Consider the following 24,338-nt stretch of genomic DNA (forward strand, 5'->3'; position numbering starts at 1 on the left):
AAGGAAATGAAAACAGGAGGTTAATCGTCCCTGTCTGCAATAATGACCTTTACGCCCATGGCTGTCAGCGCCTGCAAATAATTGTCCGGAATCCGGCTGTCGGTGATCAGGGTGTCAATTCCCCCGGCATCACGGATCATGCAGAAGCTTTTCCGTCCAAATTTGCTGGCATCTGTTACCGCAATCACTTCACGGGCCACCTCGCACATCACACGGTTTACATGGGCTTCGCCCTCGTGCGGAGTGGTGATGCCGGCATTAAGGTCGAAACCATCTACACCGAGAAACAGCTTGTCGAACCGATAGTTCTTCAAGAGTTGCTCGCCTGCCGGGCCATGAAGCGAAAAGGATTGGCGTCGCAGTGTGCCGCCTGCCACCATGACTTCGATGTTGTCATAGCTGGCAAGGTCATAGGCAATATTGAGAGAGTTGGTCATCACCACCAGGCCATTTTTCTCCGCCAGGTGGCGGGTAATTTTGGCGGTGGTAGAGCCTGAATCGAGGATGATGGCGTCGCCGTCATGCACCATCGCCGCCGCCTTGGCGGCAATGCGCGATTTGATGTCAGCGAACATTTTGCCTTTGTCCTGTACCGGGCGGTCGAAAGCGAAGTGCCGGTTCACCATGGCACCTCCATAGCAACGGACAATACAGCCTTTTCTTTCCAGATAATTCAGGTCGTTACGTATGGTTACGGTTGAAACAGTAAAGCGTTCTGCCAGCTCATCAACCTTCACGGTGTTGTTCTGACGCGCCATTTCGACGATTTGCTCTCTGCGTTCAAGGGTCGTAACCATAACCACTCTCTTTCACTGTCTTGCGATCGGGTTCCACCTTTCGCTTCATTTCGTAAAAGATTTCAGCACACGAAAGCAAACGAAAGGAAAACGGCGATCACACTTGGTCGAACATAAGAAAAACGCTAAAAACCTTTCACTTTATAACCAAATGAAAGCTTCGTTTATGTGAGCAAGGTCGTTCAGATGGGAGAAACCTCGCAAAATATGGCGGTATGCGAAAACGACACTGAAAGGTGGCAAACCAGGCTATCGCTTTTCACTTTCAGACAGAGAATGGATCGATGTCACAAAATGAAAAATAGCCAGCCAAAAGTTGATTGATTTTGGAATCGGTGCGGCGGGGAAATCGGTGTTTTTGGCTGCCCGCAAACTCTGTTGTTCTATCCAGCCGAAACAAAATTGCCACCGCGAAGGGTGGCAATTTCAGTTCAGGCTCAAAACGAAAGCTACGGCGTAAGCATCGCCAGTGACGAAATGGTAATGGCATCGTGACGCCAGTATTCGATGTCACAGTCAATCAACTCGCCATGCTGGTTGTAGTTGATACGCTCCACCACCATCGCCGGTGTGCCTGAGGTTGCGCGCAGCGCCTGTGCCATTGGGCCAATCAGCGAACTGGTGCTGATGCGGTAGCGGATAGACTGATAGACCACGCCATAATGCTCACGGTAAATGTCCGTCAGCGACTGGGAAAGATCGTAACCCAGCAGTTTCGGGAAAATGTCCGGGCGGATGTAGTTGGTCACATACACCACTGGGCGGTCGTCAAGATAGCGCACGCGGTTGACTTGATACACCTCAGAAAACGGTTTGAGTGACAACAGATTCGCGGCCTGTTTGTTAGCAAGGATATTCTTGGCGCTGATCAGCTCCGTTTTCGGTTTACGCCCCTGCTCCAGCGCCATGTTGGTAAAATTCAGGGTTTTGGTTGGGTCGTAGTGAAGCGGCTCTGGCGAAATAAACCAGCCACGGCGATCTTCCCGGTAAATACGCCCTTCCGATTCCAGCAGCGACAACGCCTCGCGCAGCGTCACGCGGGTGGTATCAAAGGTTTCTGCCAGCTTGCGTTCTGCCGGCAGTTTCTGGCGCGGGGCAAGCATCCCCGCGTCAATTTGTTCTACGATGGCATCTTTGATTTTTACGTATTGCACAGGGTGTCCTTATCTATTTCGCCACGCTTGGGTACGGGTTCCCAGCCATTTCGCCACCGGCCACTGGATCAGTCTGGCACTCAGCGCCGACAGCATGATCATCACAGCCATGGCCGCGGCGGCACCCGTTTGTCCTGCATCGTCCATATTCAGCACAGAAACCGAAGCAGGAATGGTGTCGGTCGAATAAAGGAATACTACCGCAGAAGTTGTGGTGAGCGCATTAACAAACAAGTACATACCAATATCGAACAGCGCGGGCAGACACACCGGCAGCGTCACTTTGTAGAACAGCTTGAACTGCGGCATTTTGACCGACGCCGCCGTGGCTTCAATTTCTGCTGGAAGCTGTTTCAGCGCCGCGAGCGAGGTCATGTGCCCTACTGTGTAGTAATGGACAATAGTGTTGATGACCAGCAGCGCCATCGAGCCATAAAGGGTATTGAGCGGATTTGCGGCATCGTTGAAATAGAAGATGTAACCCAGACCCAGCACCATGCCCGGCACCGCCATCGGCAGAATACTGACCATTTGAAGAAGCTGGCGTACCGGTGCAAACGCCCGGCCTTTTTCCATTGCGTAGGCTGCGGTGAAAATCAGGGTGGTGCCGAAAATCGCCGCCCAGAACGCCATTTCCAGCGAGTTAAAAAATGGGCTCCAGCCGTACGTGCTGATTTCGGCAAAATTGTAGTTGTTCAGGGTTAGGGTTTGGTTCCAAGGCCAGAAGGTCACCAGAGAGCCGTACACTGCCATGCCGAGTACTACCAGCACCACGGCTGAAATCAGGGCGCAGTAAAGAAAACAAACCGAATCACGCACTTTATTTGGCGCTGGCTGATACACCACAGAGCGGGTATCAATCAGGCTTTTCTGTTTTTTCTTCACCCAGCGATCCGCCATAAACGCGAGGATAGCTGGAAACAGCAGGATGATGGAGGTAACCGCACCCATGGCAAAGTTTTGCTGCCCCACCACCTGTTTAAAGATGTCCGTTGCCAGCACGTTGTCGCTGCCGCCAATTACCTTTGCCACACCAAAATCGGTGATCACCAGGGTGAAAATCACAATCAGGGTGCTGATAAGGCCATATTTGGCGCCAGGCAAGGTAACGATAAAAAAGGTCTTCAATGGCGAAGTATTGAGGGCTTTTGCCGCTTCATACAGACGGGCATCCGAGGTGCGCATGGAGGTAGTCAGGAGCATCAGGGCATGGGGAAAGGTCCAGAAGATAAGCCCCATCGAGATACCAATCAGGCCATATACCGACTGCCCGCCAAGCAGGGATTTGGCAATGCCCTGGTTACCGAACAGGAATACCAGACTGATCGCCGGCAGCAGCGAAGGCGCGAGGATCGGCGCCGTTCCCAGCACTTTGAACAGCCCTTTGAATGGCATGCAGGAGCGGGTGAGCGCATAGGCAAAACCGAAGGCGGCAAGGGTCACGATCGCAGTGACTGACACCCCGAGGATGAGGGTGTTGGAAAGCGACGCCCAGACCCCGAGTGATGATAGGTAATCAGCAAAATTGGCCAGTCCCACAAACTCGCCGTTGGCGTTCTGGACGCTTTTTTTCAGCATGCTCCAAAGCGGGAACAGCAGGAAAAGTGCAAACAGCGTGGTGATCAGGGTCAGCAGACCAAACAGCACCAAATTGTCCTTGCTGACTCTGTCGAGCAGAGAGGCTGATTTACGCGGCAGCACCAGAGTGTTCATCGTCATCGTGTTGGCTTCCATGTTCGGGTTCCTTTAAGCCGCCTTGCGTTCAGGATGTTGGCGGCTTTCGCTCGGATAGCCTCGCAGCCCGGACTCGGTCAATTCGATATAGCGGACATCGCCGCGCTGGATATTCAACGCTTCCGCCTGCTCAACCGGTACATCCACCATGATCAGGCGACTGCGGTTACCCGGCAGCAGTTTGCAATCCACGCGGTAAAACGCGCCAAGAAACTCCGTTGTCACCACTTTGACCGGAATACTGTTTTTCGGGCTGTCGACAAAACGGATTTGCTCGGGACGCACCGCCAGATCGCACGCATCACCGCGCGACAAAGGCAGGTTTTCCAGCGCAGGTTTACGAACTAAGGATTCGGCAATCCGTACCTGAGTGTCGCTAGCCACAGAAACCGGAATAAAGTTCATGGTGCCGACAAATTCCGCCACAAAACGGGTTGCCGGTTTACGGTAGATTTCCTGCGGCGTACCCACCTGTTCAATCACGCCGTGGTTCATCACCACAATGCGGTCAGCCATGGAAAGGGCTTCGTCTTGATCATGGGTCACCATGATCGTGGTGATACCCAGCTTGCGCTGCAAACGGCAGATTTCTTCACGAAGATGGATACGCACTTTGGCATCCAGTGCCGACAGCGGTTCGTCCAGCAATAGCAGCCCCGGAGAAAGCGCCAATGCCCGCGCCAAAGCCACACGCTGTTGTTGACCACCGGAAAGTTGGCTCGGGTATTTCTCACCGGAGGTCGGCAGGCCAATGGTTTCCAGCCACTCTTCGACTTTCTCATACGCCACTTTTTTCGGCGTGCCCTGGTTTATCAGGCCAAGGGCAATGTTTTCTTTCACCGTGAGGTTCGGGAACAGAGCGTAAGACTGGAACACAATGCCGAAGTCGCGCTTTTCCGGCGGCAGGAAGGTGGTTTCTTTACCTCCCTGGAAAATAGCGCCGGAGGTTGGCAGGTCGAGCCCCGCAATCGCGCGCAGCAAGGTGGTTTTGCCGCAGCCGGAAGGGCCAAGAAAACAGACAAACTCTCCTTTTTCGATACTGAGGGAGATCTGTTTTAACGCCGTAAACGCCCCGAACTGCTTCGCGACGTTATCAATCTGAAGGTAAGGTTGGTGATGATTCATAATCATAACTCCATTTGGTATAGTCCAGACTCTAGCTGCGCTATATTTCATCGGCATGACAGATTTGTAGCCCTTCGATGACAATCAATGATTTAGCTTCCAAAACAGAAAGAGAGAGCCGATGCTCTCTCTTTGTCTGAACAAGATTTGGTTGCCTTTCCTGCCTAAGATTTCGGCTCAGATTTGCTGTCGTAACGCTCAGACCAGGCCGCAAGCACCGTCGAACGCTGATTACCCATTTGGGTGAAATCCATCTTGGCCATCGCCCCTTCCACATCCGGGTAGTTGTTGACCTTGGCGCTCACAGCTTTATGGCCGACTACAGGATACGACTGCACATACAGCTCGTTGGCCGCTTTCGATACCGCCCAGTCCACAATGCGCTGGCTGGCGTCACCCGGTTTCACCAAACCGACGGCATCCACGTCCCAGCCAATGCCTTTCGGCACAATTACCTCAAGTGGCGCACCCTGATTTTTCAGTTTGGCCGCGCGGGTTGCCATGGAAATGCCAATCGCGACTTCACCCATCGCCGCTTGCACACAAGGCTTGGAACCAGAGTGGGTGTAGTGCGCAATATTGTTGTTGAGCTTGTCCATGTATTCCCATGCGCCAGCCTCGCCAAAGTTGCTGATCCAGCCTGACACCTGCATGTAGCCCGTACCGGAAGACGCCGGATTCGGCATGGCAATATGACCCTGATACACAGGATTGGTCAGATCTTCCCAGGATGTTGGCTTTGGCAAGCCCAGTTGTTTGCCGACAATCTCGTTGTAGCAAATCGCATTAAAGAACGCCTGGTTGCCGTACCATGCCGGGTTTTGCTCGCCGTCAATCAACTGGCTGCGCAGCTCGTCAATGCCCTTTGGTGAATAGGGTTTGATCACCCCTTCTTCTTTCAGCAACGCCAGCGAAGATCCCGCCAGTCCCCACACTACTTCAGCGCGTGGGTTGTTTTTCTCTGCCAGCAGTTTTGCGGTCATGATGCCGGTGGAGTCGCGCACCCATTTGATGCTGATGTCCGGGTTTTCTTTTTCAAACGCGGTTTTGTATTTCGCCAGCAGATCGGTTTCAAATGCAGTGTACACAGTCACTTCCTGCGCACTGAAAGCCTGTGCAGACATCAATGTAAATAGTGCAGTCACTGACGCTTTCATCATGCGTGCCTTCATGGTTTTCCTCTCCTTTGGTCTCGCCCTGTGTTTGATAACGGTCGACGTTGAAAATGGTGTTACCTGTAATCTGGTGTGTACCAAAATTTGAGTTCACCCTAACCACGCTTTGTGACGATTCCATGACCAATTTTTGGCAATTTTAAGAAATAAAACCGAATATTCAGGGAATTAAAACGGCGAAAGCCGTGGATGTGAAAGTTTTATGAAATTCGTTTTGGCCATATTTACGCCGTTGACAGCCTACTGCTAGAGTAATTTGGAATTTTGGTATATTCCAATTAACAGGATGGATACTCCGATGAAAAATGAATACCTGCTACTCACACCGGGCCCGCTTTCAACCTCTGAAACGGTGCGCAGCGCCATGCTCAAGGACTGGTGTACGTGGGACGATGATTACAACAAAGACATCGTTGAGGTTATTCGCACCAAACTGGTTTCGCTGGCGACAGCACAAGAAGGCTATACCAGCGTATTGATGCAGGGCAGCGGCACGGCATCCGTCGAAGCCACAATCGGCAGCGCAATTGGCAAGAACGGCAAATTACTGGTGGTCGACAACGGCGCATACGGCGCACGTATCGCCCAAATCGCTGGCTACCTGAACATTGCCTGCCGCGTGATTTCCCCGGGTGAAACGTCGCAGCCAGCGCTGGAAAATGTAGAAGCCACATTAAAAGAAGATGGCGACATCACCCATGTGGCGATTGTGCACTGTGAAACCACCACCGGCATGCTGAACCCGATTGAAGCGGTTGCTGCCCTTGCCAAAGCACACGGCAAAGTGGTGATCCTGGATGCTATGTCGAGCTTTGGCGGCATCCCGATGGACATCGGCGAACTGGGCATCGACTTTATGATCAGCTCTGCCAACAAATGTATTCAAGGCGTACCGGGGTTTGGCTTCGTAATTGCCAAGCAGTCTGAGCTGGAAAAATGCCAAGGTCAGGCGCGTTCACTCAGCCTTGACCTTTATGACCAATGGCACTGCATGGAAATGAACCACGGCAAATGGCGCTTTACCTCCCCGACCCACACCGTGCGCGCGTTTTACCAGGCACTGCTGGAGCTGGAAAAGGAAGGCGGCATCGCGGCGCGTCACCAGCGCTACCAGACCAATCAGAAAACCCTGGTTGCGGGTCTCAAAAGCCTTGGTTTTACCCCGCTTTTGGACGAAAGCCTGCATTCGCCAATCATCACTTCTTTCTATTCACCTACCCACAGCGACTACCAGTTCAAGGAATTCTACGATCGCCTGAAAGCGCAGGGATTTGTGATTTATCCGGGCAAGGTGTCGAACGCGGATTGCTTTCGTATCGGCAACATCGGCGAAGTGTACCCAGCTGATATCGAGCGTTTGATTGGTGCCATCAAAAACGCCATGTACTGGGAACTCAACTAAAGGATTGCCCGTGATGACCAGCCACGCACCTGCCAACCACCTTCGCAGCGAAGGGGACATCAACACCACGCCAGCGCGTCAGCAATGGCATGCATCAATCGCCGACGATGCTACCCAATCGCTGCTCGAGCGCGACAGCAAGGCGTTTTTGCATCAGGCCATGTCAACGCCGTGCCTGGATGTGCTCGAATCGGTTGAAGGGATTTACCTGCGCGATGTGGCCGGAAAAACCTACATGGATTTTCACGGCAACAATGTGCACCAGTTGGGTTATGGGCATCCCCATGTGGTCAAGCGTGTGACAGAACAACTGGCGACCCTGCCATTCTCACCGCGACGCTTTACCAACCCTGTAGCCATAGAATGTGCCGAGAAAATCGCTGCGATCTGTGGCGGCGAGCTGAACCGGGTTCTGTTCGCACCGGGTGGGACTTCGGTCATCGGCATGGCGCTGAAACTGGCGCGTCACGTCACCGGCAACTTCAAGGTGGTGTCACTGTGGGATTCTTTCCACGGCGCATCGCTGGATGCCATTTCTGTTGGCGGCGAAGCCTGTTTCCGAGAAGGCATGGGGCCATTGATGGCGGGTGTGGAACGCATTCCGCCACCGGTCACCTATCGCGGCGCTTTGCCTTCACCGGATGGCAGCGATGTGCACTACGCCGACTACCTCGAATACGTGATTGAAAAAGAAGGTGGTATCGGCGCATTTATCACCGAAGTGGTGCGCAATACCGATGTTCAGGTGCCAAGCCGCGCCTATTGGCAGCGGGTTCGCGAGATCTGCGACAAACACAATGTGCTGCTGATCATCGACGACATTCCCAACGGAATGGGGCGCAGCGGAGAATGGTTCACCTATCAGGCTTACGGCATCGAACCGGACATTCTCTGCATCGGAAAAGGGCTCGGCGGCGGCATTGTGCCTATCGCGGCCATGGTCACCAAAGACAAATACAACACTGCAGCGCAGGTTTCCCTCGGTCACTACACCCACGAAAAAAGCCCGCTTGGCTGCGCGGCCGCGCTTGGCACCATTGAAGCAATTGAGAACGAAAAGCTGCTCGCCAAAGTACGCGACGACAGTGCTTTTGTCGGCGAGGCGCTTGCGGCCATGAAAGCCAAGTATCCGGTGATCGGTGACGTGCGCGGCATTGGCCTTTTGTGGGGCGTCGAGCTTGTCAGCGACCGCGATAAGAAAACCCGCGCCTTTAATGAAGCCGAAGCCGTGCTCTACCAATGCCTCAATGAAGGGCTGAGTTTCAAAGTTTCCCAGGGCAACGTTATCCAACTTAGCCCACCACTGATTATTTCCCGTGAAGACCTGCAGCGTGCGCTGGACATATTCGAGCGTGCCATCGCCAAGGTTTGCCGCGGCGTTAACCCTATTTAACTTTTAAGGACAACCAAGATGACAACCAACACTTCTTCTATTCAGGCTGTGATTTTTGACTGGGCAGGTACCATCGTTGATTTCGGCTCATTCGCACCAACCAGCATTTTCGTGGAAGCCTTCAAGCAAGGCTTTGATTTTGACATCACAATGGACGAAGCCCGCGAGCCTATGGGGCTAGGCAAGTGGGACCATATTCAGGCGGTTGGCCGCATTCCAGCAGTCGATAAACGCTGGAACGAAAAATTTGGCCGCTCTATGAGCAGCGACGACATCGACGCTATCTACTCCGCTTTTATGCCGCTGCAAAAAGCCAAAGTGGCCGATCACGCCGCGCCAATACTTAACTCCATCGAGGTTGTCGAATCCCTGAAAGCTAAAGGCATCAAGATTGGTTCTTGCTCCGGCTACCCGCGTCAGGTGATGGATGTGTTGATCCCGGTTGCAGCGGATTACGGTTACAAGCCAGATTACATCGTCGCAACCGATGACCTGCCACAAGGCGGCCGCCCGGCTCCCTTTATGGCGCTGAAAAACGTGATTGAACTGAGCGTGACCAATGTGGGTGCCTGCGTAAAAGTGGACGATTCCACCCCGGGCATCGAAGAAGGCCATAACGCAGGAATGTGGACAGTCGGTTTGCTGCTTTCCGGTAACGAAGCGGGTCTGACTTACGACGAATACCTGGCTGCCACGCCGGAAGTGTTGGAAGCAGCACGTGAAAAAGCCCACGCCAAGATGATCAAAAGCGCCCCCCACTACCTTATCGACACCATCGCCGATCTGCCGGAAGTGATTTCAGATATCGAGCGCCGCATCAGCGCGGGTGAGCGCCCGTAAGATTGAGTAATGCTGAATCTAAAAGACCCACGATTGTGGGTCTTTTTTGTCCCTCCCCATTTTCAAGGGGGAGGCTAGGAGGGGGTTATGAGCCGCCAATGGATTCTGATTTTCAGCTCGACGCCATGAAATAACAAATATTCAATTGGAAACAAATTCAAAACCTAGGCGCTGCCCCGGTGTCCGGCATCACCGACAATTCCATAAACTCGCAAAATGCGGTGACCGCTTTGCTGCGCTCGCGCTTTCGTGACCAGACCAGCCCCACTTCCATAGCCGGAACATGATCCGCCAACGGCCGCACTTCCACCCTCCTGCCTTCCAGCGACCAAGGGCGATACACCATGTCAGACAAAATCGTGATGCCATAATCATTAGCCACCAGACTACGTACCGACTCCACCGATGAGGTGCGGAAAATGGTATCCGGCTGATAAGGTGTCTGGTTCCAGTAACGCTGCGCGGTGTTACTTGCCTCATCCACCGTCAGCATGATGTAGGGGTATTGGGCGACATCGTGGAAGGTGACCATTTTGTTTTCCAGCAATGGATGGCTGGAGCTTAGCCAAAGGCGGCGCTGGGAACTCAGCAGGGTCTGAAAGCTGATGTCTTCCTGGTTGATAAGGTTGGAAGTCAGCATAAAGGCCACATCGAAGTCACCGGAGACTATCCCCTCTTCGATATCGCTGCGCGTCGCTTCCACCATTTTCACTTTCACATTCGGGTAGCTGCGTTGGAACCGGGTCAGGTATGGCGGCACAAAGTAGCCAGCAAGGGTATAGGACATCGCAATCGTGATCGCTCCCGCTACCTGATTAGCGCGGCGGTGGGAAAGCAACATGGCTTCTTCCAGCTCTTTCACGATATGTGTGGCGTGCTGGTAAAACTGGTTGCCCTCGTAAGTCAGCAGCATACCGTGTGGCTGGCGCACAAACAGGTTCACGTTCAGCATCTCTTCCAGTTGCTTAATGGCGGTGGTGATGGCCGACTGGGAAACGTGCAGCACGTTGGCCGCCAACGACACCTGTCCGGCGTCTGCGGTGGCAATGAAATAACGGATCTGTTTCATGGTTGGTAACATTTTCTGTTTTCCTTAATCACCCTATCTGAATTTCAGATATCACATCCTTTCTCCTCTGCAGAATCCCGTTCTGCACCCGCCGGATAGCGGTGTATTTACGGCATGTTAAACCTGTTTCATCTGCCTCTGTCACACTGGCATTTGGTATCTGATTTTCCAATAACACTAGGTCACATTCCGTATTTTACATACCAACGGTCGAAATTTAACCTGTTATTAACACATCACGCAATAGCCATTTTTTCACTAAAGAAACGTGGTTTTTGCATATCAGGAAGTAGTAACAGGGAGAAGAACAATGAGCGGCAAACCTTCTGCTGTCCCATGGTCCACGCTGGGGTTAACCCTTGCAGGTGCACTGACACTGACCCAAAGCGCAGTCGCGCAAAGTGAAAACTGGTACCCCTACACCGTCGATGTCTGGACAACCCCTTTCGACATGTCCAGCCCCCGCGAAGTCATGCAATATCAACCGGTCGAAAAGGCCAGCAAACCCTGGGACATCTGCGTTTCTTTCCCCCATTTAAAAGATGCCTATTGGACTGCGGTGAATTACGGCGTGGTAGATGAAGCCAAACGTGCCGGTGTGGGCATGCAACTGGTCGAAGCTGGCGGCTACACCAACCTCAATAATCAGCTTTCCCAGATTGAAGATTGCGTGGCCTCCGGCGCAGACGCAGTGATCATCGGTGCGATTTCCTACGATGGCCTCAACAACCTGGTGAAAAACATCGCTGCCTCTGGCGTGCCAGTGATTGATATCGTCAACGGCATGTCATCACCGGATATCTCCGCCAAATCGCTGGTTTCTTTCGGTGAGATGGGCGCGAAAATCGGTGAATACCTGGTTGCCCAGCACAAAGATGACAAGGAAAAAGTCAAAGTGGGTTGGTTTCCGGGACCTCCGGGTGCGGGCTGGGTAGAAGCGGGTAACGCCGGATTCCAGTCAGCGGTCAAAGACTCCAACATTGAAGTGGTGGAAACCAAATACGGCGATACCGGTAAGGAAGTGCAGCTCAAGCTGGTGGAAGACACCCTCGAAGCCCATCCTGATCTCGACTACATCGTCGGTACAGCCGTTACCGCCGAAGCAGCCACCAGCCTGTTGCGTGCCCGCGGCCTGACAGATGAGATTGGCGTACTTTCCTACTACTTCACCCCCGGCGTCTATCAGGGCATCAAACGTAAGCTGATACTCGCCGCGCCCACAGATTCCGCGGTTATCCAAGGTCGCATCGCTATCGACCAAGCGATCCGCATCCTTGAAGGCAAGCCGTACACCAAACATGTCGGCCCGCAGCTGTACGTTATTGACGAGTCCAACATCGACAGTTTCGACAGCGACAGCTCACTGGCACCGGCCAACTTTAAACCGACCTTTACGGTGGCGCCGCAATGATGAGCGCCCCAATTCTCAGCCTGCACGGGATACATAAACAGTATCCCGGTGTTAAAGCGCTGGATAACGTGGATTTCACCCTGCAGCCCGGCGAAGTGCATGTGCTGTTTGGCGAGAACGGCGCGGGGAAATCCACGCTGATCTCTATCCTCTCCGGCGCGAACCAGCCCACGGCGGGAGAAATGCGCTTCCTCGACCATGAGGTGAAATTCAAGAACGTCTACGACGCCCGCCAGAAGGGGATCAGCGCGGTATTCCAGGAGTTTTCACTGGTCGATACCCTGACCGTCGCCCAGAACCTATTTTTGGGCGAAGAGCCCCTGATTGGCCGTTGGCTGGATAACGCTACCCTGCAAACCGAAGCGCAGGCGCTGCTCGACAAAATGGGCTTTGCTCTTGATGCCCATCTGCCGGTCAGCGAGCTTTCCCGCGCGGAAAAGCAAATGGTGGAAATCGCCAAAGCGCTGCGTGGCAAGCTCTCTGTGCTGATCCTTGATGAGCCCACGGCTTCCCTAACCCACCAGGAAACCGAGCAGCTGTTTGCTCTGATCAGTGAGCTGAAAAAGCAGGGCGTCGGCATTGTCTATATCTCCCACCGCATGGGGGAGATCCGCCAGATAGCAGACCGTATCACCGTGCTGCGTGACGGGCGCTATATCGGCACCCGCGACATTGATGCGGTGCAGGAGCAAGATCTGATCGCCATGATGACAGGGCGTGAGATTGAAAACGTCTATCCGCACGTGCCCTACACACCGGGCAATACTGTGCTGGAAGTACGCAACCTCACCACCCGCAACCAGGCGGTCAGCGACCTCTCCTTCCATGTCCGCGCCGGAGAAATTGTCGGCTTTGCCGGGCTGGTCGGCTGCGGAAAATCCGAAGCCCTGCGTGCCTGTTTCGGCGCAGAGAATGTTGCCTCCGGCAGTGTGGTTTTTAACGGCGAGAACGTGACTGGACTCGGCATCCGCCAGATGCTCGACCGCGGCTTTTTCTATAACTCCCGCGACAGGAAAGCGGAAGGACTGGTGCTTAACCGCAGCTGCCGGGAAAACATCAGCCTGCCTGCTATCGGCAACCACCCGTTTTCCCGCCGCACCGGCGCGCTCGATCTCGGTCATGAACGCCAGCAGACCGATGCGCTTGCCACCCGGCTGAAACTCTACCCCATGCAGACCGAGCGCGATGTCGGCCAGTTCAGCGGCGGCAACCAACAAAAAGTGCTGCTGGCGAAATGCCTGACCCGAGAGGTATCCCTGTACGTGTTTGACGAACCCACGGTTGGCGTGGATGTCGGCACCCGCGCCGAGATCTACCGCTTTATCGCCGGGCTTTGCGAGCAAGGCGCAGCCGTCGTCATCATTTCATCGGATCTGCCTGAAGTGGTGCATCTATCCCACCGTCTCTATGTGATGCGCGAAGGACGTATCGCCGCGCACCTTGAAGGAGACGCTATTTCTGAAACCGCGGCACTGAGCCATTTTTTCGAATCCATGGAGGAAACACATGAACAGTGAGCCAGTGAAGGCGCAGCACACCGACGCGCCCGCCCCAGAGGGACAGCTTATGAACCGGATGACACGCCTTTTTGTGAAGGTTGGCGTGCTGCCAATCCTTGTTTTGGTGGCGGTGACCATCTTTGCGTCTGCATCAGATAATTTCCTGACTGCCCGTAACCTGCTGAACCTGCTGCGCCAGTCTTCCTACCTAGTGATGGTGGCCATCGGCCAGATGTTCGTGTTGCTCACCGCCGGGTTTGACCTTTCCGTTGGCACCATCATCGCCCTTTCATCAGTCATTGGCGCCAGCACCATGGCGTCTGTCTATGCCGCCTTCCCTGATGCCGTGTATCTGGCGATTGCCGCCGGATTACTGGCAGGCGTCGGCGTTGGCCTGATTGTCGGTCTGGTGAATGGTATTGGCGTGGCGCAGTTTCAGGTATCCCCGTTTGTGATGACCCTCGGCGTCTCGTCCATCGGCTTTGGTATCGCCCTTTATATGACAGGCGGCTCTCCGGTGTACGGCATGCCAATGGAGTTCGGTAACACCTTTGGCTTTGGCAGCATTCTCGGCATTCCCACCCCCATTCTGGTTGCCCTGCTGATGACCATCGCCGCCATGGTGATCGTTAGCCGCACCCGCCTCGGCCGCTATTTCTATGCCGTGGGCGGCAATATCAACGCGGCGAGGCTTTCCGGCATCAACACCCATAAAACCCTGATCCTCGCCTATCTGCTGTGCGCCAGCTTTGCTGCCATGGCAGGCATGTTGATCACCGCAAGGCTGGATACCGGCGAAGCCAATATCGGCGCCGCCATGCCGCTGGAATCTATTGCAGCCTGTGTGATTGCCGGTGTCAGCCTGCGCGGCGGTGTCGGGCGGGTGGAACACGTGGTGCTGGGCGCAGTGTTTATCAGCCTAGTGCAAAACGGCATGAACCTGACCCGCGTTGAGTCCTATTTGCAGACCGTGGTGATTGGCGCACTGCTGATTTTCGCCGTGATTGTGGACCAGCTCCGCATCCGCCTGCGGGCGAAACTGGGTGCCCACTGACCGGTCGTTTTACGGCGTCCCGTACGCCCTTTTCTTCAGGAAGGAAACAGTATGATTAATATAAACAGCGACATGGGAGAAGGCTTCGGCATCTATAAACTCAGCGATGACGAAGCGCTGATGCCCTTCATCACTGAAGCCAATGTCGCCTGCGGATTCCACGCATCGGATCCCAACCACATGAAGCGCACCGTCGAGCTTGCCAAGCAGTATGGCGTAAAAGTCGGCGCGCACTTTTCCCTGCCGGATTTGCAGGGGTTCGGCCGCCGCAAAATGCAGCTCAGCCAGGCCGAACTGCACAACATCATTGTGTACCAGATTGGCGCGTTGAAAGGCTTTCTCGACATGCTCGGCATGCCGCTTAACCACCTTAAACCCCACGGCGCACTGTATGGCATGGCGGCGTCCGATCCAGAAATTGCTGAAACCATTGCCCTGATCGCCAAACACTATCAGGTACCGGTGTTCGGCCTTTCCGGCACCTGCCATGAAACCATCTACCAGGCACACGGCGCAGGGTTCGTTCCCGAGTTTTTTGCAGACCTCGACTACGATCAAGATGGGCACCTGGTGATCACCCAAACCCATGATGCGACTGACCCACAATATGCCGCCCAGCGCGTATTGAAAGCCGTGGAGCACGGCAAGGTCACAGCTACCCATGGCGCGGATGTCCCAGTGGTTGCCCAGACAATCTGTGTGCATTCAGATACCCCAAACGCGGTGGATATTGCGCGGGCAGTGAATGAGGCGCTCCAGCCCCATCTCGACCCCAGCGCGCGTCAACCCGGCACTTTTAACCTGAACAACGCCTAGACATTCAAGGAGTGGAACATGTCTGACAAAGAAATTATCTGCCCGCTGCCCGGCATCTTTTACCGTTCACCGGCACCTGACCAGCCCAACTACAAATCACCGGGCGATACCATTGCGCCGGGCGACGTGATTGGTCTGGTGGAGGTTATGAAGTCCTTCCACGAAATCAAAGCGGAAGTGGCGGGAGAAATTGACGATTTCCTGATTGAGAACGAAAGCCCGGTCAACGCGGGGCAACCCATAGTGCGATTGAAATAAGCACGCTGAATGCACACAAGGAGTCAGTATGACAATTCAGAAACTGCTCATCGCCAACCGCGGTGAAATTGCCGTCCGCATCATACGCGCGGCAAAAGAGATGGGCATTCACACCGTGCAGGTTTACAGCGAAGCGGATAAAGAATCCCTTGCGGTCAAACTTGCTGACGAAGCGGTCTGTATCGGTGCGCCGATGGCCAATCAGTCTTATCTGTGTGGCGACAAGGTGATTGATGCCGCGCTGAAAACCGGCGCAGAAGCTATCCATCCCGGCTACGGTTTTCTTTCCGAAAACGCCGCGTTTTCCGACAAAGTGCGCGAAGCGGGGCTGATATTTGTCGGCCCTTCCGGCGCCACCATGACCAAAATGGCCGATAAAGCCAAAGCCCGCGAAACCGCCATGGCAGCCGGTGTGCCTGTGGTGCCGGGCAGTGCGCCGAGCGAAAACCCGGAAGCGGCGCTGGAGCAGGCAAAACTGATTGGCTTTCCGGTGATGATCAAAGCCTCGGCAGGCGGTGGCGGTCGCGGTATCCGTGTGATTGAAAAAGAAGCCGATTTTCTCGGCCAGTACCATCAGGCCTCTGCCGAAGCCAAGGCGGCTTTCGGTGATGGCACCCTGTATCTGGAAAAATTTATCCGCCAGTCACGCCATGTGGAAGTGCAAATCCTCGCAGACGGTGAGAACGCCGTGCACCTGTTTGAACGCGAATGTTCCCTGCAGCGCCGCCGCCAGAAAGTGTGGGAAGAAGCGCCCTGCGCCGTCTTGCCCGATCTGGTGCGCGAGGCCATGTGCCAGTCAGCGGTATCGCTCGCCAAAAGCGTGGGTTATCAGGGAGCGGGAACCATTGAGTTTCTCTACGACGATGAATCCGAGTCGTTCTACTTTATCGAGATGAATACCCGTATTCAGGTCGAACACCCGATCACTGAGGCCATCACCGGCGTCGACCTTATCCGCGAGATGATCCAGATTGCCGCAGGCCAGCCCCTTTCCTTCAAACAGGAATCAATTCAACGTCGAGGCCACGCGATTGAAATCCGTCTCAACGCGGAAGACCCGTTCAACAATTTCATGCCGTTTCCCGGCGTTATCCAGTCGTTTACCCCACCCATGGGCAGCGGCGTGCGCTTTGATGGTTTGATCTATTCCGGCTTTGCTATTCCGCCCTACTACGACTCGCTGCTCGGCAAGCTGATCGTGTGGGATGAAGACAGGGAAAGCGCGATTCACCGCATGGCGCGGGCGCTCGATGAACTGGCGATTGAAGGGGTGAAAACCACCCAGCCGCTGTTTCGCCTGTTATGTGATGAGCCGGATGTGCTCAACGGCAGGTTCCACACCGCCTGGCTGGAACAGTGGCTGGAAACACTCAACGCCCCAAAGCCTGACACCCCAACAGACGCCAAAAAGGACTGCTCGCTGCCACAAGCCAGCTAAGGACAGACAATGCAATCACGTTATTCATTCGGTGGCGATGAGCATATCTTCGTCGAAGTCAGTGAAGAAATGTCACTCGCTGCCTTTTTCAAAAGCCTCTCTATCACACAGGCGATCCGCGAAGCGAACCTGCCGGGTGTAGAGGAAATTTGCCCGGCCAATGCCTCATTCCAGGTGAAATACAACCCGGATATCTGCCCACCTCACGACATGCTGGAAGCCATCCAGCAAATCGAAAAAGCGCAGGCGGCCAGCGAAGCGGAAATCGACACCCGCATCGTTGAAGTGCCGGTGTTTTACCAAGACCCCTGGACCCACGAAACCCTGATGCGTTTTCGTGATCGTCACCAGGATCCGGACGGCACCGATCTTTCCTACGCCGCCCGAATCAACGGCTATGACTCAGTCGAAGCATTTATCGACGCCCACTCTGGCTCGCCCTGGTTTGTCACCATGGTGGGTTTCGTCTCCGGCCTGCCGTTTATGTTCCAGATGGTTGAGCGCGACAAGCAGATCCAGGTACCGAAATATGTTCGCCCACGAACTGACACGCCCAAACTGACTGTCGGCTACGGCGGCTGTTTCTCCTGTATCTATTCCGTGCGCGGCGCGGGGGGGTACCAGATGTTTGGTGTCACTCCCGTTCCCATCTATGACCCGGCGCAGGAAGCCGCCCACCTGAAAGATTTTCTGGTGTTCTTCAAACCGGGCGACATCGTGAAATTCAGGCCGGTGTCAGAAAGCGAATACCACGACATCGTCAAACAAGTGGAAGAAGGTCGCTATCAGCCGCGCATCAAACCTGTGCGCTTCTCACTGGCGGAATTTGAAAAAGACATGGCCGGCTACAACGCAGCAATGCAGGAGGCGCTGTATGAGCATTAATGTTATCCACCCCGGACTTGCCACCGCGGTGCAGGATTTGGGTCGAAAAGGGTATTTTCATCTCGGTATTCCGGTTTCCGGTGCCATGGACAGGTTCGCCTGCCGCTGTGCCAACTGGCTGGTCGGCAATGATGAAAACGCCGCCGTATTGGAAGCGGTTTTTATGGGGCCGAAACTGACCTTCACCCAAGATGCCACGGTGGCCGTGACCGGTGCAGATATGACGCCGCTGGTCGATGGTGTTGAGCAGGAAACCTGGAGCAGCTTTGAAATCAAAGCCGGGCAGACGCTCACCTTCTCCCACCTCACCGGCGGTGCGCGAATCTACATCGCGGTAGCAGGCGGTATTGATGTGCCCGAAGTACTGGGAAGCCGCTCAACCTACACCCTAGGCGCACTCGGCGGCCATCAGGGACGGTTGCTTCAGGCGGGCGATGAACTGCCTGTTGGCAAAGACGCTGCACCTTTTGCGCCACGCCATTTACCAGAGGCATTGCGCCGCCCACGCGAAACGGCATTGCGCGTGTTGCCCGGCCTTTACTGGCACCGCATTACCCAAGCCTCGGGCGAGCAGTTTTTCAATGACACCTGGCAGGTCGCGCCGGAAGCAGACCGCATTGGTTATCGCTTTAAAAACGGCACACCGCTCGAATTTGTCGAGCGCGAGCAGCCTTTCGGTGCAGGGTCAGACCCTTCCAATATTGTGGATGGCTGTTACCCCTATGGCTCGATTCAGGTACCGGCGGGCAAGGAGCCCATCGTGTTGCACCGCGATGCGGTTTCCGGCGGCGGCTATTTCATGATTGGCACGGTTATCGCGGTGGACATGGATTTGATTGGCCAGATGCAGCCCAATGCCTCAACCCAGTTTGTGAAAGTGACACTGGAAGAAGCGTTGGCCGCGCGCAAAACCCACGACGCCTTGCTTGAAGCGGCGAGACAGCATATCCAGCAATGCGGAGCCGCCTGATGACCGACAACAGACTCCTTCACAATAAGGCGCTGATAGGCAGTGAATGGTGTGATGCAGACAGCGGGGCCACATTTGCTGTCACTGACCCTGCATACGGCACCACCCTGGCTGACGTGCCGGACATGGGTATGGTCGAAACTGAACGCGCGGTGGCAGCTGCCCACCACGCTTTTAGTCACTGGCGTACCTTCACCGCCAAACAGCGGGCAGAAAAGCTGATGAGCTGGTTTCACCTCATTATGGAAAACCAGAACGAACTTGCGGCGTTAATCACTCAGGAATCGGGCAAGCCGCTGGCTGAATCCATTGGCGAGGTCGCCTATGGCGCGTCGTTTATCCAGTGGTTCGCGGAGGAGGGAAAGCGCACCTACGGTGATGTGATCCCGACAACGGCGGTAGACAGAAGGCTGCAAACCATCAAACAGCCCGTGGGCGTGTGCGCCGCTATCACGCCGTGGAATTTCCCGGTTGCCATGATCACCCGCAAAGCCGCCCCGGCGCTTGCGGCGGGATGCACCATGGTGATCAAACCTGCGGAAGCCACACCGCTTTCTGCGCTGGCACTTGCCGCCCTCGCCCAGCAAGCAGGCATTCCGGATGGCGTAATCAATGTGGTCACGGCGTCAAACGGTGTGGCAGTCGGAAAAGCGCTGTGCGACAACCCGGCCGTCAGGAAGCTCTCGTTTACCGGCTCCACGGCCGTGGGCAAAACCCTGCTCCGGCAATGTGCAGATACGGTAAAACGGGTGTCGATGGAACTTGGCGGTAACGCGCCTTTTATCGTCTTTGATGATGCGGATGTGGATGCTGCCGTCGAAGGTGCGTTGGCGTCCAAATTCCGTAATGCGGGGCAAACCTGCGTCTGCGCCAACCGAATTCTGGTTCAGTCCGGTATTTACGACACCTTTGCAGAGAAATTTGCCAGCGCTGTTTCTAATCTCAAAGTAGGCGCAGGGCTTGAACCCAGAAACCAGATCGGGCCGCTGATTAACGCTGCAGCGCTCACCAAGGTGAAATCCCACATTCACAATGCACTGGATTTGGGAGCACGGCGCCTGACCGGCGGAACCAGCCACTCGCTGGGGGGACTTTTCTTCCAACCAACCGTATTGGCAGATGTGACACCTGCCATGCGGATCGCGTCGGAAGAAACCTTTGGCCCCGTTGCTCCCCTTTTTCGCTTTGAGGATGAAGCAGACGCCATTGCCATGGCGAATGACACTGAATATGGCCTTGCCGCCTACTTTTATTCCCGCGACATCCAACGCTGCCTGCGGGTGAGTGAGGCATTGGAATACGGCATGGTGGGCGTAAATGAAGGGGTGATTTCCAATGAAGTCGCGCCGTTCGGTGGCGTGAAGTCATCCGGGCTTGGGCGTGAAGGGTCGCGCCTTGGCATTGAAGAATACCTGGAAACCAAATACGTCTGCTTCGGCGGGCTTTTATAACGGACACAGCTAGGACAGGGAAAAATGAACAATCAGTCTTTGATGGATCGGCGAAATAATGCAGTTCCACGGGGTGTGGCAACGGCAACGCCCCTGTTTGTGAAACGGGCAAAAAATGCCGAGATCTGGGATGTGGAGGACAACCGCTACATCGACTTCGCCGCAGGCATTGCGGTGGTCAATACCGGCCACTGCAACCCGGCGGTAACGCAAGCGGTGACAGAGCAAATCAACCAGTTCAGCCACACCGCCTTTCAGGTAGCAGGTTACGAAAACTATATTACGCTGGCAGAGCGCTTAAACGCCCTTGCCCCGATTGAAGATGCCAAAACCATCCTCATGACCACAGGTGCAGAAGCGCTGGAAAATGCAGTGAAAATTGCCCGCCACTACACCAAACGCAGCGGTGTGATCGCCTTTCATGGCGGCTTCCACGGCCGCACCCTACTCACCATGGGAATGACCGGGAAAATCGCCCCGTACAAAGAAGGTTTTGGTCCCTTCCCCGGCGATATTTACCACGTGCCGTTTCCGGTTCCGTATCAGGGCATCGATACCGCCTATTCGCTGCGCCAGTTGGAGAAGCTGTTCAAGACTGACATCTCCCCAAGCTCAGTTGCGGCTATCGTGATTGAGCCTATCCAGGGTGAAGGCGGCTTCTACGCAGCCCCGCCGGAGCTGATGCAAAAACTGCGTGCTCTGTGCGACGAACATGGCATTGTGCTGGTGTTTGATGAAGTGCAGACCGGTTTTGGCCGCACCGGAAAAACCTTCGCCAGCGAACACTTTGATGTGCAGCCGGACATTATCACGGTGGCAAAAGCGCTGGCGGGCGGGTATCCCCTTTCGGGCATTATTGGCAAAAGCGACATTATGGACAGCCCAGCGCCGGGTGGATTGGGCGGCACTTATGGTGGCAGTCCGGTGGGCTGTGCCGCTGCACTTGCGGTGTTGGATGAGCTGGAAAGCAAAAACCTCAATGCCAGCGCAGAAGAGATTGGCGGGCGTTTGTATCAAGCCTTGGTGGACATCAAAACCCGCCAACCCTGGCTTCCCGTTAACCATATTCGCCACAAAGGCGCCATGATTGCCTTCGACTTTGTTACCGGCGAAGAGCCCGAGCCATCGCTGATCGCGCCATTCGTCAAAGCCTGCCGCGAAAATGGGTTGATCCTGCTGCCCTGCGGTCAGTTTGGCAACGCTATCCGTCTTTTACCGCCATTGACGGTGGAAAGCGACATTCTGGATGAAGCGATAGAGATCATCGAGAAATCGCTACTGAATCTGGTGTAAATATCCATCCCACAGAAAAGGCCATCGTTCGCGGTGGCCTTTTTATTGTCGCATTACCTTAATTCGTCATGACTCAAGCTGTCAGTTCGCAAACCACGATTTAATCAGACCTGACAGACTTTGCTATCTTGCTTTTGCCCCGTTCCTTGTTTGTGAAAGCCAACATTATCACTCTCATATCGAGAGCTTTCCATGGGTTTTCTAATGCCTGTCGTGAGGTGTGGAGAAAATACCCGACTTTGTCGTATTTTCTCGTTCGTGATTTTGTGGCGTATGATGATACTCTATTCAAAACATGCGTTTACGCTAATTCCATTTGTCCGGCAGGTGCGCAAAAGATCCCAAAGTGGGGTGTTTGGTTACCCCATCTTGGGATCTAATAAATTGTTATACGTCCGAGCGCTTTTGCTTATCATAGTGAAAGGGAGTTTTGCAACTCCCTTTGGAAGACCTAGAGAATCCCTAGCCGGATTTGAGACTTTTTGGCTTCATCCCATTTTTTTGTGTAATTTTCGCGTAAAGCTATATAAGGTTGGCAGTTGATCGTTTCTAACAAACTTTCTAAAGAAACCACTTTATCTAGCCATCCCTGTTTATGAGCTGCCCTCATAGCGGCAGAATCTGGACTAGAGATTAACCAACAATCACCTTCAAAACTAGCTGCATAGATTAAAAGGTCCCTTTCCCCTGCGTCCAAATTGAAAATCTCCGGAGAAATCATCATTGTAGCAGCGATTTCTTCTTCACTAACTGCGTAAACCTTAGCAAAAGATTCAGTTAACTCTTTCTGATCTATGAGCTCCTCCGTTGAACGTTTTTGATACCCAGTCTGTGTTTCTTCTATCACCTTTTCAACAGTATGCACATTGAAGTTAGAGCTTAAATGATGCCACCTCGCTATACGATGAGCCTCTAAAATGACGTTAGTATCAATGAGTACGATATCACCAGCTTTCATGTACTGAACCTCACTTACAGATCATAAGGAACAGTCAAGTTATATGATACTAACAGCCCATTTAACTCTTCCATTGTCATATCTAAAATCGATAGTATTTTTCTTACAGACAATGTTCCGCTATCAATAGACTTATGTATGTATTGTACGAACTGTTTATTGAATAACTTTGGGGGAAGGTCCTCTCCATCTTTCTGACCGTTCTTTGCCATAAGCTCTTTATCTAATCTATCAGCATGAGAGCGAGAAATTTTGTCCAGACTAACTAAACGCCACATCAGAGCGATTGAAGAAACCCCATATTTGTTCGCAAGATTGTTGATAACATCTTCTGTAATGTCACTTTCTTTTAAAGTGATATATTTTTCGATACTTTCACTCGGCATTAATAAGGCGCTTGCAAATGCATCTGCTAACTTTTCTGTATATGGCTTTTTCTTTTGGTTTGAGTATGCTTTTTCTACGTGCTTTGGTGGAATAGCATCCCACGTTAAGCAATGAAATGCTTCATGTGCAGTATCAAAATTTCTTCGTCCAGCTATCTCATTTCTATTTATTAATATAACACTTATCGTGTTTAGTTTTATCGCTGCACCCGAGATGCTATTAGGCATATCTACATATAATTTAGATACGTTAAATTTTCTAAAGAATAGCTCTTCAAGGTTGTCTGCAGGGAAATCTCCTAAATTAAACTCTTTCACCAATTGCTCCGCACATTTGGTAACGTCATGAAAGGTACTGTTCTTAGTAATAGGCAGTTTTGGCAGAATAACACTATGACTTGTAGTTGAGAATTTTTCGTCTAAGTCCTTTAGTAAAGCAACAATTCTACTTGTTTTATCTTCATAATTGCTAAGTTCTTCTTCGGTTGCTTCACATTGACGCCAAGAATAGTTAGCCTCGCCTACAAGAGAGTATGGATCAGAAAACTGCTCAAGAGATATGTCTAAAACCTTTAGGGCTTGTAATAGCTCACTTGGTTTCAACTCTCTGGTACCTGTTTCAATTGCAGAAAGTGTCTGCCTATCTTTGAACCCCATTGCTTTAGATAGCTGCTCTTGGTTTAGTTTTTTTAACTCTCTATATGCAACTAGTCTTTTAATGAAGAAACTCTTATCAATCATATCTTAACCCCTCTCAATTGCAGTTATTGTAATCTTGCAAATTGAATTATGCAAGATTGTCGATGCTAAAAGAAACATGGGACACAAGAAACATGGGACAGGCACTTTAAAAATTAGAGAGCTTGAAACTGCCTCAACGGATGATTTTAATCCCTAAGGCTATCTATTTGAGTTCATTTTTAAGCGATGAAGGGGAATCTAACGGACAGTTTGCGAATTGAAGAAAGCACAAGGCTCAGACGTCCGTCTGATCATGTTTTAAGCTAGCTAGCGGATTCGAATCAGTGGTCGGGCAATCGCAGCCCAGATACCCGATGTCGTTTAAGGTGAGCACAAGAAACATGGGACAGGCACTTTAAAGAAAGAAACATGGGACAGGCACTTTAAAAATTAGAGAGCTTGAAACTGCCTCAACGGATGATTTTAATCCCTAAGGCTATCTATTTGAGTTCATTTTTAAGCGATGAAGGGGAATCTAACGGACAGTTT

Annotated in this window: 21 protein-coding genes; 13 read left to right on the top strand and 8 right to left on the bottom strand. The window is 53.1% G+C overall.

What is annotated here, in order from left to right; genetic code table 11:
• Positions 1-20: 20 nt before the first annotated feature.
• The 5 genes from agaR to KU854_RS10160 all read right to left on the bottom strand — a co-directional run bounded on the left by agaR (position 21) and on the right by KU854_RS10160 (position 5,982).
• The gene (agaR, locus tag KU854_RS10140; protein WP_218358428.1) at positions 21-797 is read right to left on the bottom strand and encodes a transcriptional repressor AgaR; all 777 of its coding nucleotides are present in this window, start codon (positions 795-797) and stop codon (positions 21-23) included.
• A gap of 449 nt (positions 798-1,246) precedes the next feature.
• Positions 1,247-1,951 carry a phosphonate utilization transcriptional regulator PhnR gene (gene phnR / locus KU854_RS10145; RefSeq protein ID WP_218358429.1) on the bottom strand — a complete coding sequence of 235 codons (705 nt, stop codon included), beginning with the start codon at positions 1,949-1,951 and terminating at the stop codon, positions 1,247-1,249.
• Between the two features lie 9 nt (positions 1,952-1,960).
• Positions 1,961-3,685, bottom strand: coding sequence for a putative 2-aminoethylphosphonate ABC transporter permease subunit (locus KU854_RS10150; protein WP_218358430.1), 1,725 nt, complete (start codon positions 3,683-3,685; stop codon positions 1,961-1,963).
• A 12-nt stretch (positions 3,686-3,697) separates the two neighbouring features.
• Positions 3,698-4,810, bottom strand: a complete 1,113-nt coding sequence (locus KU854_RS10155) for a putative 2-aminoethylphosphonate ABC transporter ATP-binding protein (protein ID WP_218358431.1) — start codon at positions 4,808-4,810, stop codon at positions 3,698-3,700.
• A gap of 164 nt (positions 4,811-4,974) precedes the next feature.
• Positions 4,975-5,982 (bottom strand): putative 2-aminoethylphosphonate ABC transporter substrate-binding protein, encoded by a 1,008-nt coding sequence (locus KU854_RS10160; RefSeq protein WP_218358432.1) that lies wholly within the window; start codon positions 5,980-5,982, stop codon positions 4,975-4,977.
• Between the two features lie 301 nt (positions 5,983-6,283).
• Here KU854_RS10160 and phnW point away from each other — a divergent pair, with 301 nt between their 5' ends.
• The 3 genes from phnW to phnX are packed head-to-tail and all read left to right on the top strand — an operon-like array spanning position 6,284 to position 9,620.
• Positions 6,284-7,387 carry a 2-aminoethylphosphonate--pyruvate transaminase gene (gene phnW / locus KU854_RS10165; RefSeq protein WP_218358433.1) on the top strand — a complete coding sequence of 368 codons (1,104 nt, stop codon included), beginning with the start codon at positions 6,284-6,286 and terminating at the stop codon, positions 7,385-7,387.
• Positions 7,388-7,400: 13 nt separating this feature from the next.
• A complete protein-coding gene (locus KU854_RS10170) occupies positions 7,401-8,780 on the top strand; it encodes an aspartate aminotransferase family protein (protein WP_218358434.1) in 1,380 nt (459 codons plus the stop codon).
• An 18-nt stretch (positions 8,781-8,798) separates the two neighbouring features.
• Positions 8,799-9,620, top strand: a complete 822-nt coding sequence (phnX, locus tag KU854_RS10175; protein WP_218358435.1) for a phosphonoacetaldehyde hydrolase — start codon at positions 8,799-8,801, stop codon at positions 9,618-9,620.
• A 157-nt stretch (positions 9,621-9,777) separates the two neighbouring features.
• Here the strand turns inward: phnX and KU854_RS10180 are convergent, their stop codons facing one another.
• Positions 9,778-10,701 carry a LysR family transcriptional regulator gene (locus KU854_RS10180; RefSeq protein ID WP_218358437.1) on the bottom strand — a complete coding sequence of 308 codons (924 nt, stop codon included), beginning with the start codon at positions 10,699-10,701 and terminating at the stop codon, positions 9,778-9,780.
• Between the two features lie 298 nt (positions 10,702-10,999).
• On the opposite strand from KU854_RS10180, the gene torT reads away from it, so the two are divergent.
• From torT to gabT, 10 genes are read left to right on the top strand one after another with little or no spacing between them, the layout of a single operon-like run.
• A complete protein-coding gene (gene torT, locus KU854_RS10185) occupies positions 11,000-12,100 on the top strand; it encodes a TMAO reductase system periplasmic protein TorT (protein ID WP_218358439.1) in 1,101 nt (366 codons plus the stop codon).
• Entirely contained in the window at positions 12,097-13,617 is a 1,521-nt protein-coding gene (locus KU854_RS10190) for a sugar ABC transporter ATP-binding protein (RefSeq protein ID WP_218358440.1), read from the top strand. Before torT ends, KU854_RS10190 begins: the two co-directional genes overlap by 4 nt.
• Positions 13,607-14,653 carry an ABC transporter permease gene (locus KU854_RS10195; protein WP_218358442.1) on the top strand — a complete coding sequence of 349 codons (1,047 nt, stop codon included), beginning with the start codon at positions 13,607-13,609 and terminating at the stop codon, positions 14,651-14,653. Before KU854_RS10190 ends, KU854_RS10195 begins: the two co-directional genes overlap by 11 nt.
• A 51-nt stretch (positions 14,654-14,704) precedes the next feature.
• Positions 14,705-15,469 (top strand): 5-oxoprolinase subunit PxpA, encoded by a 765-nt coding sequence (gene pxpA, locus KU854_RS10200; protein WP_218358444.1) that lies wholly within the window; start codon positions 14,705-14,707, stop codon positions 15,467-15,469.
• Between the two features lie 18 nt (positions 15,470-15,487).
• Positions 15,488-15,727, top strand: coding sequence for an acetyl-CoA carboxylase (locus KU854_RS10205; RefSeq protein WP_054780176.1), 240 nt, complete (start codon positions 15,488-15,490; stop codon positions 15,725-15,727).
• A 28-nt stretch (positions 15,728-15,755) separates the two neighbouring features.
• Complete coding sequence (locus KU854_RS10210) at positions 15,756-17,165, top strand: acetyl-CoA carboxylase biotin carboxylase subunit (RefSeq protein ID WP_218358446.1); 1,410 nt, start codon at positions 15,756-15,758, stop codon at positions 17,163-17,165.
• A 9-nt stretch (positions 17,166-17,174) separates the two neighbouring features.
• The gene (locus tag KU854_RS10215) at positions 17,175-18,050 is read left to right on the top strand and encodes a 5-oxoprolinase subunit B family protein (RefSeq protein WP_054780177.1); all 876 of its coding nucleotides are present in this window, start codon (positions 17,175-17,177) and stop codon (positions 18,048-18,050) included.
• Positions 18,040-19,020 carry a 5-oxoprolinase subunit C family protein gene (locus KU854_RS10220; protein WP_218358449.1) on the top strand — a complete coding sequence of 327 codons (981 nt, stop codon included), beginning with the start codon at positions 18,040-18,042 and terminating at the stop codon, positions 19,018-19,020. Before KU854_RS10215 ends, KU854_RS10220 begins: the two co-directional genes overlap by 11 nt.
• Complete coding sequence (locus KU854_RS10225; protein WP_218358450.1) at positions 19,020-20,471, top strand: NAD-dependent succinate-semialdehyde dehydrogenase; 1,452 nt, start codon at positions 19,020-19,022, stop codon at positions 20,469-20,471. Before KU854_RS10220 ends, KU854_RS10225 begins: the two co-directional genes overlap by 1 nt.
• 24 nt (positions 20,472-20,495) lie before the next feature.
• Positions 20,496-21,764 carry a 4-aminobutyrate--2-oxoglutarate transaminase gene (gabT, locus tag KU854_RS10230; protein WP_218358451.1) on the top strand — a complete coding sequence of 423 codons (1,269 nt, stop codon included), beginning with the start codon at positions 20,496-20,498 and terminating at the stop codon, positions 21,762-21,764.
• A 451-nt stretch (positions 21,765-22,215) separates the two neighbouring features.
• Here the strand turns inward: gabT and KU854_RS10235 are convergent, their stop codons facing one another.
• Positions 22,216-22,722, bottom strand: a complete 507-nt coding sequence (locus KU854_RS10235; RefSeq protein ID WP_218358452.1) for a hypothetical protein — start codon at positions 22,720-22,722, stop codon at positions 22,216-22,218.
• A gap of 14 nt (positions 22,723-22,736) precedes the next feature.
• The gene (locus tag KU854_RS10240; protein ID WP_218358453.1) at positions 22,737-23,849 is read right to left on the bottom strand and encodes an ImmA/IrrE family metallo-endopeptidase; all 1,113 of its coding nucleotides are present in this window, start codon (positions 23,847-23,849) and stop codon (positions 22,737-22,739) included.
• Positions 23,850-24,338 lie beyond the last annotated feature (489 nt).

It is taken from the genome of Enterovibrio paralichthyis (genome assembly GCF_019209835.1).
GTDB lineage: Bacteria > Pseudomonadota > Gammaproteobacteria > Enterobacterales > Vibrionaceae > Enterovibrio > Enterovibrio paralichthyis.